Source organism: Asticcacaulis sp. AC460, assembly GCF_000495795.1.
Lineage (GTDB): Bacteria > Pseudomonadota > Alphaproteobacteria > Caulobacterales > Caulobacteraceae > Asticcacaulis.
The window spans coordinates 34261-46295 of the sequence record NZ_AWGD01000038.1 but is presented as its reverse complement, the minus strand read 5'-3'; the positions used below and the strand labels follow the sequence as shown (position 1 = coordinate 46295).

The following is a 12035-nucleotide window of genomic DNA, read 5'->3' as shown; positions in this document are numbered from 1 at the left end:
ATTACGGTCGGTAGGAGTTGCAGCGCCAGTGGCGGAAGTTGCGCACGCGCGGGCAGCGCGACACCTTGGTCAGCCACAGGTCGAAGACGCGCGGTTCGCGCAGGCATGCCAGGTAACCGACGGCGTGAACCACCAGAGCGACGGCCAGAGCCCAGAACGAGCGGGTGATCAGGAAGGCCTCGGTGGTGACGACGCCATTGATGATGAAATACGAGTATGTCACCCCGGCGAACATCTGCGGCTGGGTCAGCGCCTTGAACACCGTGGATTTGATGAGTTCGGCCACCTTAGCCGACCGTACCCTGAATGCCGGCGACGATGGTCGCTGCGCCGAACAGGATGAAGACGCCGATGATCACGGTGGCGCCGTAGCGCCAGTTCATGCGGCCGGTCAGCATCATGAAGCCGACCACGGCGACGGCGATGACGGCGACCATGGTGGCCAGCTGGCCCAGCAGGGTATCACGGATCCAGCCGACGGCGCCGGTGATGGGCGACGAACCGGCGGGGCCTGCGGCCTGGGCGGCGGCATGACCAGCCGTCACGGCAAAGGCCGTGGTGGCCAAGAGAACCTGGGATATCAGCTTTTTCATACGCGTTTCGCCTTCATAGCGGGGAATCACCGGCCGGATTGCGGCAAATGTCGCGCAAGCCCCAACCTTTAGCAAGGGCTCTAGAGGCGCTATGTGACGGTACGATGACAGAGCCGCATCAGATGTGACAGGCGACGGAATATTTATAGTGTAAAGTTGCGAGACTCGCTTGCAACGGATTTCACCAAATCTCAAGAGCCGGCGCGTCGGCCCTACCCTGGGCCAAAATCGCCGCTATAACCCTGCGCTCCGGTTGTGTATAACGGCAGGAAACCTTGGGACGGGGGCACATATTATGATCAGTCGCAGAAGCCTTGTCTTTGGCGGCGCCATGTCATTCGCCGCGCTGGCGTCGTCGCGCGCCATGGCAGACCCGCAACCGTTGGGGCCGCTGCTGAACACGCCGGACTTTGACCGCCTTGCCCCCGAATGGCGCAGGGTCGGCCTGCGCCCGTACCGCAAGGGCGGCGTCAAGCTCGACATCGACCCGGGCGCGGATACCGTCCAGGCGCGCAAGGTCCTGATCTACAACTACGGCCATGGCGGCGCGGGCATTACCCTGGCCTGGGGCTGCGCCGACCAGGTCAAGGACTTCGTCGACACCGCCCTGCGCACGCGCCTCCAGAAGCCGCCCAAACAGACCCGTGTGGCCGTCGTCGGTGCCGGTGTCATCGGCCTGGCGACGGCGGCGGAGCTGAAGCGGTGGGCACCGGACCTGACCGTAACCGTCATGGCCGAAAACGTTGACGCAGCCGGCAATCCCATGCCGCAAAGCACGACTTCGTGGATCGCCGGCGGGCAGTTCGAGCCCTCGGCCCTGTGGCGGGAATATCAGGACTGCGACCATCCCTGTAAGATGGACATCCTGCACGATCTGGTCCGACGTTCGCACCGGCGGATTCAACAGATCAAAGCCCTCGGGATTCAGGGCGACTACGGCATCGCCGACCGCACCAACTACATTCTCGCCAACGAGGATGACGAAGGCTTTGCGCTGGGCATGCCACGCGATGTCGTGCCGGCGGCGCAGACCGGCTTGCTGCCCTTCGCCAAGCTGGCGACGGTCGCCGGCAAGGCCTATGCCACCTGGCTGATCAACCCGACGATCCTGCTGCCGAGGCTTGTCTCCGACCTTCGCGCAGCCAGCGTGCGGTTCGAAAAGCGCAAACTGCGCACGCGGGCGGAACTGATCGCGATCGACGCCGATATCATTATCAACTGCACCGGCCTGGGAGCCGCGAAGATCCTGCCCGGCACGGGGCTGACACCCATACGCGGCCAGCTCGTCGTGCTGCAGAACACCGACAAACTGGACTATCTGTTCAGCGGCGGCTGCGGCAACAAGAGCGCCTACATGTTCTGCCGTCAGGACGACATCGTCATCGGCGGTACGTTCGACTACACCGCCAACCTCAGCGGCCTAACCGACAAAAGCTATCTGACGATGCGCGACCGCGTGAAAGACATTTTCAGCGGCAATGTCAGCGCCTGCAACAGCACGCCTTCCAACGGGGCCTGTCATCCATAGAGCTCGGACGGCAGGCTGCGCGGGTTCATGGCCACCGAAATCAGCGTGGTCCCCTGAGCCGCTTTGGCGGACTGAAGCGCCTGGGCCAGGTCGGCTTCGTTTTCAACCCTGTGGGCCGAGGTCAGCCCCATGGCCCGGGCCAGCATGACATAGTCCCAGCGCGGCAGATTCAGGTGCGCGACCGGTGGCGTTGCCGGATGGGTGAAATAGCCCCCGCTCCCGTTGACGGTATATTCTTCGATCGCGTACAGCGCGTTGTCGAGGACGATGACGATGGCGCGAACCTTATGCCGCTCCAGCCCCGACAGCGCCTGGGCCGTCATCTGGAAGCCGCCGTCGCCGCAGATGACCAGCGGACGGCGCGCCGTGGCCGACCCCGAGGCCGAATCCTTCTCGGCCACACCGACCCCAATCGCGGCCGCCGGCGTATATCCGATCGAACTCCAGATGGCGTTGCTGACAAAGCTCTGGCGCCCCGGCATGTCGAGATCGGCGGCGGGATACTGCGCCAGGCACGAGTCGGTCAGGACCACGAAGCCGGGATCCAGGAAGCGGCTGACCGCCCCCATGACATGGTCGTAGCCCAGCCCCGGCCCGGCAATTCCGGCCCGGGTCGCGATATCGGCGCGCCGTGCCTCGAAGCTGCGCCCGTCAAGCCGGCGTCCGGCCACATGGGCCGGCACGGGCGACCATGGCAAGCCGTTGAGCGCGGTCACCAGCCGGCTCAGATCGGCTGGGACGGACGGCTGCCGGCGGTCGCGATACTGCCCGTCGCCGGCCTGCATGAATACACCCAGCTTGCTCTGGAACAGATCGCGATACTGGCGACCGAAGGTGCAACCGATGGCCAGGACGGCATCGGCTCCGTTCAGCAGCCCGGTAACCAGCGGCGACGCCGACTTGCCGTCGTAAACGCCGGCGAACGGGCCCGTCTGTTCGGAAATTACCGTCTTGCCGAGATAGGTGGTCACATAGGGAATCTGCAGCTTATCAACCAGGGCGGTGACGGCGTCGGCCAGGCCATAGCGGCCAATCTGCTCGCCCAGGAGCAGCACCGGCTTTTGCGCAGCTTTCAGGCGGGCCATGATCTGTTGCGCCAGGGCGTTTTCGCCGGCGGCGGGGGCCGGCGGTACCTGCAGCGGTGCGGACGGCGCGGCAATCTTCAGGTCCCACAGGCCCTTGCTGATCTCGAGATAGACGGGGCGCTGCGCCTGCAGGGCAGCGATCACGACGGCGTCGATCTGCGCGGCGGCGTCGGCCGACCGGGTAACGCGCTGGGCTTCCACGGTCACGCGGCGGAACACCGAAAGATCGCCGAGGATATCGGCCTCGGGAATGGTCACCGCCCCGGCTTTGCGCGGCGGCACCGCACCGATCGAATGCGAGAACAGCGTGCCGTCCTCGCGGTAACGCGTCAGGTCTTCACCGGTGGGGCCGCCATTGATGACGACGACCGGGCTACGCTCGACATAGGCGCCGGCGATGGCATTGATCAGGCTCAAGGTGCCGACGCCGTAGGTGACGCAGACGGCGCCCAGACCACGCATGCGGGCATAACCATCGGCGGCATAGCCGGCCTCGAGGTCGCTGGCGGTGATAACCAGCTTCATGCCGCGTTTGGATGCCGCGTCAAACATGGAATCGCAGGTTGCGCCCGGCACGCCGAACAGGGTCTGGCAGCCGGACTGGCGCAGGCGGATGGCGATATATTCGGCAATCGCCACCTGTCCGGTGACCGGTTGCGCCTGCGCCGTCTCCGCGGGAAGCTGCGCGGCTATTACAGCGGCGGCCGACAGCACGATGGCCGAACGACGCGTTATATCCTGATCCGTTGGCAGCTTTGTCACGCGTCAATCTCCCCTATCGATTGAAGCCGCCTTCGGCGACTGCGATTTTGGAGACATGACCTCATTTAACGGAAAAAAGTCAAACCCTCAGTGGAGATTGACCTCGGCCGGGTGTCTCAGTCCTTGGCGAACTTGACCGTCACGCCGCGCTTCTTGAAGTAGGACTCCATGATCTTGCGGCCCTGGCGATTGTTCTGGGCCAGGCGCGCCGGTTCGAACACCGCTTCCTTGAGGCCTTCGGCGGCCAGGGCGGCTTTCAGCACCTTGATGCGTTCGTCGATCTCGGCATTGTCGTTGGCGAGGGACTCGTAAATGCCTTCGAGGGCTTCGGCGACCGTGGTCACGATGACTACTCCAGTTCTGTCTATGCGCTGATTAACCGGTTTGGCGGGGCCGGTCAACGCCGCCTTTCCGTTACCGCAAGGTTAATCCAATGCCTTAAAAAAACAGTGATTCACGCAGATTTCACGCTTTACCTGTATTGATTCGGATATACCTAAGCAGGGTTAATCCGGGCAGGCCAAAAGGACGGCAAACAGTATGGGTTTCTTCGCTTCCATCAAGCGCGACGCCACCTTCGTCAAACGCATGATCCGCATCCTGCGGTCGATCAGCGGCGTCAGCCCCGACTCGCCCAACCTGGTGTGTGACGACTTCGAACGCGTGGCCGACCGCTATAAGGACAACCTGGCTGTTCTGTTCGAAGGCAAGACCCTCACCTACCAGCAGCTCGACACCATGGCGAACCGCTACGCCCACTGGGGCCGGGCGCGCGGCCTGAAGCCCGGCGATACCGTGGCGCTGTTTATGCCCAACCGGCTGGAATACATCGCCATCTGGGTCGGCCTGAACAAGATCGGCGTCATCACCGCCCTGATCAACAACTCCCTGACCGGTTCGGGCCTGGCCCACTGCATCAACATCTCGATGGCGTCCCTGACCCTGGTCGACCGCACCACCATGCCGTGCTTCAAGGAGGTCGAGAAATCGATCGAGCGCCACCAGGCCCTGTGGGTGCTGGACCTGGACCGCGACGAGGAAAGCGACAACTGCCGCAGCCTGGATTCGGCGCTCAAGGGCGTATCCAGCGTGCGGCCCGACCCCGCCCTGCGCATGGGCATGACCGCCAATGCCGTCGCCCTCTATATCTATACGTCGGGGACCACAGGCCTGCCCAAGGCAGCCAAGATCTCCAATGCCCGCGCCCAGATGTACATGAAGGCCTTTGCCGGCTTAAGCCACATGCGTGAGGACGACCGCGTCTACTGCGTCCTGCCGCTGTACCACGCCACCGGCGGCCTGTGCGGCGTCGGCGCGGCGCTGATGAGCGGCGCCTGCGTGGTGCTGGCGCGCAAGTTCTCGGCCTCGAAGTTCTGGAGCGACGTCCGCAACCAGGCGGTCACGCACATCGTCTATATCGGCGAGCTGTGCCGTTACCTGGTCAATTCGCCCCCCGCCCCAAACCCGGATGACGAACGCCGCCACAAGGTGCGCATGGCGTTCGGCAACGGCATGCGGCCCGAGGTGTGGACCAACTTCCAGAAGCGCTTCAAGATTCCGAACATCGTCGAGTTCTACGGCTCGACCGAAGGCAATGTCTCGCTGTTCAACCTGGACGGCCAGCCCGGCGCCATCGGCCGCGTCCCGCGCATCCTGCGCAACCGCTTCAATGTCCGTCTGGTGCGTTTCGACCTTGAGTCCGAGATGCCCGACCGCCGCCCCGACGGCCTGTGCTACGAGTGCAAGCCGGGCGAAATCGGCGAGGCCATCGGCCAGATCGCCAACGACGCCAAGCACGCCTATTCCGGCTATGCCGATAAGTCGGCGACGCAGAAGAAGATCCTGACCGACGTGTTCAAAAAGGGCGACGCCTGGTTCCGCACCGGCGACCTGATGCGCCAGGACAAGGCTGGCTATCTCTATTTCGTCGACCGCATCGGCGACACCTTCCGCTGGAAGGGCGAGAACGTCTCGACTTCGGAGGTCGCCGAACACTGCGCCTCGGCCCCGGGCGTGGAAGAAGCCATCATCTACGGCGTGCCGGTACCCCACCACGACGGTAAGGCCGGCATGGCGTCGCTGATCACGCGCGACGGCTTCGACATCAAGGCTTTCAAGGAGCATGTCGACGCCCACCTGCCCTCCTATGCCCGGCCGCGTTTCGTCCGCCTGCTGCAGGAGGTCGAGACCACGGGCACCTTCAAATACAAGAAGATGGACCTGATCAAGGGCGGCTACGACCCGGCCAAGATCACCGATCCCCTGTATGTGCTGGTGGTGGACGAATACCTGCCGATGAACCCGGCGATCATGAGCGAGATCGAAGCCGGCCGCATGCGGCTGTAAACGCCTGGCGTGAACCAACAAAAACGCCGGCCTGTCACCAGGCCGGCGTTTCCTTGTCCGCTCTACGTGCTGCCTACCACACGATATGCGCCAGGACATCCGCCTGAACAGCGTTGCTCACAGTAATCACATTTCCAGCGCTCAGGGAAATCCGCACATCCAGGCCCGACTGGGTGACCAGGCCCGCCGTCTCGACGCCGTTGGTATAGGCGTGGATATTGAGGCTGTCGTTCTGCGCGGCGCTGAAATCAGTGACGGTGTCCAGTCCGCTGCCGGTCTGGAACAGGAAGATGTCCGCGCCCAGGCCGCCGGTCAGAACATCCTTGCCGCCCACGCCGTTCAGCGTATTGTTCCCTTCATTGCCGGCCAGCGTATTGGCCAGTTCGTTGCCGGTGGCGTTGATATGGGCCGTACCCGTCAGGTTCAGCACCTCGGCATAGCGGCCGCTCAGCGAATAGGTCACGGTCGAGTAGATGACGTCATTCCCCTCCCCGGCCAGTTCCACCACGTTGTCGACGGCATTCTGAACATAGTAGGTGTCGTTGCCCAACCCGCCCGTCAGGATGTTCTTGTTGCCGTTGCCGGTCAGGACATTGTTCAGCGCATTGCCGGTACCGTCGATCGCCCGGGCCCCCGTCAGGGTCAGTTGTTCGACATTGGCGCCCAGCGTGTAACTCACCGAGGCCAGCACCAGGTCGCGGCCGCCGCCGGCCAGTTCCGAAATGGCGTCACCGGCATGGTCAACGACATAGGTGTCGTGCCCCGAGCCGCCGATCAGGCTGTCGGCGCCCGCGCCACCGTCCAGCCGGTCGTGCCCAGCGCCGCCGTCCAGCGTATTGACCCCGGCATTGCCCGTCATGACATTGCCCAGGGTGTTGCCGGTGGCGTTGATATCCCCCGTCCCCGTAAGCGTCAGGTTTTCGACCTGCCGGCCGGCGATGCTGTAGGACACCGACGCGAACACGGCATCCGTCCCCGCGCCCGAAGCTTCGGAGATCCGGTCGTCGCTGTTCTGGACATAGTAGGTATCGTTTCCGGCGCCGCCGCTCAGCACATTGACGCCGGCATTGCCGGTCAGCACATTGTCGAGCGCATTGCCGGTGCCGTTGATGTTGCGACTGCCGGTCAGGGTCAGGTTCTCGACATTGGCGCCTAAGGTCACCGACGAACCGGCGAAGACCGTGTCGGTGCCTTCACTGGCCGCTTCGACGATGGTGTCATGGGTGCCGGCATAATAGCTGTCATTGCCGGTGCCGCCGATCAGGGTGTCGTGGCTGCCGCCATCGTCGGGCAGGCTCAGGAAGCTGTTGCCCTCCAGGCTGATGTTCAGCGTATAGGCCGCGCCGGCCGGAATGGGGCCGATGTCGCCATCGGCATAGCCGCCCACGGCGATGTAGTAGGTGCCGGCCGCGGCGAACTGATAGATCAGGTAGGAATCGAGCGGGCTGACGCTGCCGCCGCTTTCATTCACCGCGCCGTCGTCGCTGTAGCTGAGCAGGTTGCCGTTGCTGTCGAGCACGGCGATCAGCGAATCGTAGGCTTCGGGCACGGTCCCATCGATATCGAAATAGCCGGTGACGCCGGCGGCATCGACTGTAAAGCTGTAGACGCGGACATTGCCGTCGCCCAGGCCGTTGATCGTGGCGTGCAGCACCGAGGTCGACTGGTCGATATTGGCGTCCGCCTGCAGGTCGAAGGCGCCTGGCGCGATGGCCAGGGCCGTCTGCGGCGTGTTGTGCAGCGGCAAGGCGATATCGGTGATCGCCGCAGCGTCGTAACTGACATTGATATAGCCGTTGTACAGCAGGTCGTGGCCGGCGCCGGCGCTGAGGACATTGCTCCCCAGATTGCCGACCAGGATGTTCTTCGAACCATTGCCGGTGCCGTTGATGTTGGCCGCACCGGTCAGGACCAGGTTTTCGACCTGCTTGCCGGCCAGGCTGAAGTTCAGGCCGGTGACAATGGTGTCATTGCCCTGCCCCGCCAGTTCGACGACCGTGTCGGCCAGGGTGTCGACGACATAGGTGTCGTCACCAAGGCCGCCCTCCATGCTGTCGCCGCCGATGCCGCCATCCAGGTAATCGTTGCCACCATTGGCGATCAGCCAGTTGCCGATCTGGTTGCCGATCAGGACGTCGTCGCCATTGCCTGTGATGGCGTCTTCGATCAGCGACCGCTCATTGCCTTCAAACAGCAGAGCATTGGCGACATTGCCCGGCGCGATGGCCACACCGCCGGAATAGGCCTGGTGGTTGGCCAACTGCGCCGTGTTGAACGTGACCCAGCCGCCCGGCCGCAGGTCGACCGACTGGTTGCCGTTGAAATTGGCCAGGTTGTAGGTGTCGTGGCCGCCGCCGTCCCACACCGTGCGCAATACCTTGGCGACGCCGTCTTCCGGACGCTCAGGCACGCCCTGGGAGACGCCGTTGATGAACATCTCGCCCGTGACACCGTCGAAGTTATAGACCGAGCTGGTCGCGTTCGTTGTAAAGTTGGCGCCGTAGAGATACTGCAAGGCGGCGATGTCGTTCTGCATATAGGTCTGCGGCTGGTTGTACTGCTCACCCTGGAAGCTGACCGGCGCGCCGGGGTTGGAGCGGTAAGTCATCAGCGACCAGGCCTGGCCGTCATGCTCGCCCGGCAGGGCGGCCGAACCGAAATAGGGCACCGGGCTGTTGACATAGCCGCCGCTGCTCAGGTCGAAGGCGGTATAGTTGTCGTGGCCATGCTTCAGCCCCATGGTGTGGCCGATCTCGTGCATCATGGTGGCCTGGCCCCAGTTGCCGATAGCCGGCGTCAGATAGAAGGGCTGGCCCGACATGCCGAACCAGATGTCGCCGTCCTCCGCGTCGGAACCGGGAAAGTTGCCCTGGGCCGAGGGGACCGCTTCGGACGCGGTTTGCGACAGGCGAATAATGGCATGGGTCTCGGCAGTTTCCGTGATTTCCGTGAACACCAGGTTGGTGTAGCTGCCCATCAGGCCGAAGGCATAACGTGCCGCGTTCTGTTGCGCCGTATTGAAGGTCACCTGTTCCGCGGCCAGATTGCCGTAGGCGTAATCCTCGCCATAGACCTCGCCGCTGGTCGGGAAGCTGAAGGTGATCTCGGTCACCGTCCACTTCGAACCGATCAGGATGGCGTCAACGTCCTGGTTGCCCGTATATTCCCAGCGGCCGTCCTCAACGTCGAAATAATGGTCCAGCGGCGCGCTCATCCCTTCACCGGAGGCGTCATTGACGCCGGCCGACCGGGCCACGCCGGCATGGGCGAAGCCGGCGGTCGTCACCGACACGACGGGCACCTTCGCGCTCGTCACCACCGGCGCCGCCATGGCCGCCTGAACGTCCGAGTGAAGAACAAGCCCGGAAGCCGTGCCGGCTCCCTCGAAATCAAGACCAAAACGCGTGCGCATAAATACCATCCCTGTCGATCTGAATGGGCGAGGCTCAGCTCGCCCTTAGCTACAGGGATACCGCAATCATTTCAGATGTGACAAGTCCAATATACTCTCTTAGGCATTGATTTTTATAAAAAATTCACTGCGCAAAGCGGATATTCGCCAATTATAACACGGTTTTTGGATACCTCTACCAGACGATGTGGGCCAAAACATCAGCCTTCAGCGCGGCCTGCACGGTGATGACATTGTTCGCATCCAGCGTGATCAGCACATCGGCTCCGGCTTGCGTCACCAGGCCGGCATTGGCCGTGCCGCCGGTATAGGCATTGACGTTGATGCTGTCGTTGTCACCGGCGCTGAAGTCGGTGATGATGTCCTTCCCGCTGGCCGCCAGGAACAGGAACACATCCGCGCCGCCGCCGCCGGTAATCGTATCCTTGCTGCCCATCCCGTTCAGCGTGTTGGCGCCGCTGTTGCCGATCAGGATATTCGCCAGGCCATTGCCCGTGCCATTAGTATTGCCCGTCCCCGTCAGGGTCAGGTTCTCGACCTGGGTCTGGTACAGCGAGAAGGTATCCGACGACAGCACCAGGTCGGTGCCTTCCCCGGCGGCCTCGATCACCTTGTCACTATAGGTGTTGACGATATAGGTGTCGTTGCCGCGGCCGCCGCCCATGCTGTCGGAGCCGCCCTTTCCGTCCAGGACATTGTTGCCGATATTGCCGCCCAAAATGTTGTCGAGGGAATTTCCCGTGACCTTGAGGTCGGCCGAACCGATGACATAGACGCCTTCCATATTGGCGCCCAGCGTCCAGTCCACGATGGCTTCGATCGTGTCGAATCCGCCGTCGGCCAGTTCGACGATCACATCGTTCAGGTCACTGAGATCGTCGATGATATAGGTATCATTCCCGTCACCACCGGTCAGCATATCGACACCGTCGCCGCCATCCAGCCTGTCATAGCCCGCGCCGCCCATCAGGGTATCGTTGCCGGTGCCGCCCATCAGCGTGTCCCAGCCGTCGCCGCCGTCCAGGCTGTCATGGCCGGCCAGGCCGCTTAAGGTATTGTTGCGGTTGTTGCCGATGAGGGTGTTGGCCAACGAATTACCGATGGCCGTGTAGGCGTTGTAGCCATCCAGGATCAGGATCTCGACGTGCTGGCCGTACAGGTTGTAATCCACCGAGGCATAGATGGTGTCGGCGTCGCCCTCGCCGGCCTTTTCGACAACCGTATGGGTCGCCCCCAGGACGTAGTAGGTGTCATTGCCCAGCCCGCCGATCACAGTGTCGGCGCCGACCGAGGCAAAGAAGGTATTGTTGCCGCTATTGCCGGTCATCAGATTGCTGGAATTGTTGCCGTAGGCCGTGATGTCGTCGGTGCCGGTCAGGGTCAGGTTTTCGACCGAGGTACCCTGCAGCCGGAAGGTGACCGAGCTGTAGACCGTATCCTTGCCCTGGCCGGCGGTCTCGAACACCTTATCGCCGGCGTTGTCGACGATATAGGTGTCGTCACCCACCCCGCCATACAGGTTGTCCGCGCCGGCGCCGCCATCCAGCCGGTTGTCGCCGGCATTGCCCTGGAGGACATTGGCGCCGCTATTGCCGGTGCCATCGATGTTCGCCGTTCCGGCCAGGCGCAGCCACTCGACATTGGCGCCCAGGGTCCAGTTCACCGAAGTCTCGGTCAGGTCATAACCGGCATTCGCCGCCTCGATCACGACGTCGCTGGACGCGTTGACGACATAGGTGTCGTCGCCCAGACCGCCCGTCAGGGTGTCGGCGCCGGCCATGCCGTCCAGCCAGTTCGCGCCGCCATTGCCCGTCAGGATATTGTTGAGCGAATTGCCGTCGGCGGTGAGGTTGCCGTTACCCTGCATGATGAAGTTTTCGACCGCCCGCCCGAACAGCGAATAGCTGACCGTCGAATAGATGGTGTCCGTGCCCTCGAAATGGGCTTCCTCGACCATGTCGCCGGCGTTCTGGATGTAGTAGGTGTCGTCGCCCAGCCCGCCGCTCAGGATATTGTTGCCGACATTGCCGGTCAGGATGTTGTTGAGCGCATTGCCTGTGGCGTTGATATGGTTGTTGCCGGCCAGGGTCAGGTTCTCGACATTGTCGCCCAGGGCATAGGTGATGGTCGACACCACCGTGTCGATGCCCTCATCCGGGTTTTCGGTAACGACGTCGTCGGGACTGTTGACATAGTAGGTGTCATCACCGGCGCTGCTGTTGAGGGCGGCCAGGGGAACGGCAAGAAATAAGGCGTCTGTCGGCTTGCGCATGTGCATTTCCTTATGTTGCCGGCTTCCTCTCCCCGGA

Annotated in this window: 7 protein-coding genes and 1 pseudogene; 2 read left to right on the top strand and 6 right to left on the bottom strand. The window is 63.0% G+C overall.

Going from position 1 to position 12035, the window contains the following annotated elements:
* Position 1 precedes the first annotated feature (1 nt).
* Both ABAC460_RS44835 and ABAC460_RS44830 read right to left on the bottom strand, forming a co-directional pair.
* Complete coding sequence (locus ABAC460_RS44835) at positions 2-286, bottom strand: type IV secretion system protein VirB3 (protein WP_023455407.1); 285 nt, start codon at positions 284-286, stop codon at positions 2-4.
* Between the two features lies 1 nt (position 287).
* The gene (locus tag ABAC460_RS44830) at positions 288-593 is read right to left on the bottom strand and encodes a TrbC/VirB2 family protein (RefSeq protein ID WP_023455406.1); all 306 of its coding nucleotides are present in this window, start codon (positions 591-593) and stop codon (positions 288-290) included.
* A 295-nt stretch (positions 594-888) separates the two neighbouring features.
* Between ABAC460_RS44830 and ABAC460_RS44825 the strand changes: the two genes are divergently transcribed.
* Positions 889-2121 carry an FAD-dependent oxidoreductase gene (locus tag ABAC460_RS44825; RefSeq protein ID WP_023455405.1) on the top strand — a complete coding sequence of 411 codons (1233 nt, stop codon included), beginning with the start codon at positions 889-891 and terminating at the stop codon, positions 2119-2121.
* Here ABAC460_RS44825 and ABAC460_RS44820 read toward each other — a convergent pair.
* Positions 2112-3968 (bottom strand): thiamine pyrophosphate-binding protein, encoded by a 1857-nt coding sequence (locus ABAC460_RS44820; protein ID WP_023455404.1) that lies wholly within the window; start codon positions 3966-3968, stop codon positions 2112-2114. The genes ABAC460_RS44825 and ABAC460_RS44820 overlap by 10 nt on opposite strands.
* A gap of 116 nt (positions 3969-4084) precedes the next feature.
* Complete coding sequence (locus ABAC460_RS44815; protein WP_023455403.1) at positions 4085-4312, bottom strand: hypothetical protein; 228 nt, start codon at positions 4310-4312, stop codon at positions 4085-4087.
* A gap of 190 nt (positions 4313-4502) precedes the next feature.
* Here ABAC460_RS44815 and ABAC460_RS44810 point away from each other — a divergent pair.
* Positions 4503-6314 (top strand): annotated as a pseudogene (locus tag ABAC460_RS44810) (long-chain-acyl-CoA synthetase); the annotation flags it as partial.
* Positions 6315-6387: 73 nt separating this feature from the next.
* On the opposite strand, the gene ABAC460_RS44805 reads toward ABAC460_RS44810, so the two are convergent.
* Entirely contained in the window at positions 6388-9726 is a 3339-nt protein-coding gene (locus ABAC460_RS44805; protein WP_023455401.1) for a M10 family metallopeptidase C-terminal domain-containing protein, read from the bottom strand.
* Positions 9727-9901: 175 nt separating this feature from the next.
* Positions 9902-11998 carry a calcium-binding protein gene (locus tag ABAC460_RS44800; RefSeq protein WP_023455400.1) on the bottom strand — a complete coding sequence of 699 codons (2097 nt, stop codon included), beginning with the start codon at positions 11996-11998 and terminating at the stop codon, positions 9902-9904.
* Between the last annotated feature and the right edge of the window lie 37 nt (positions 11999-12035).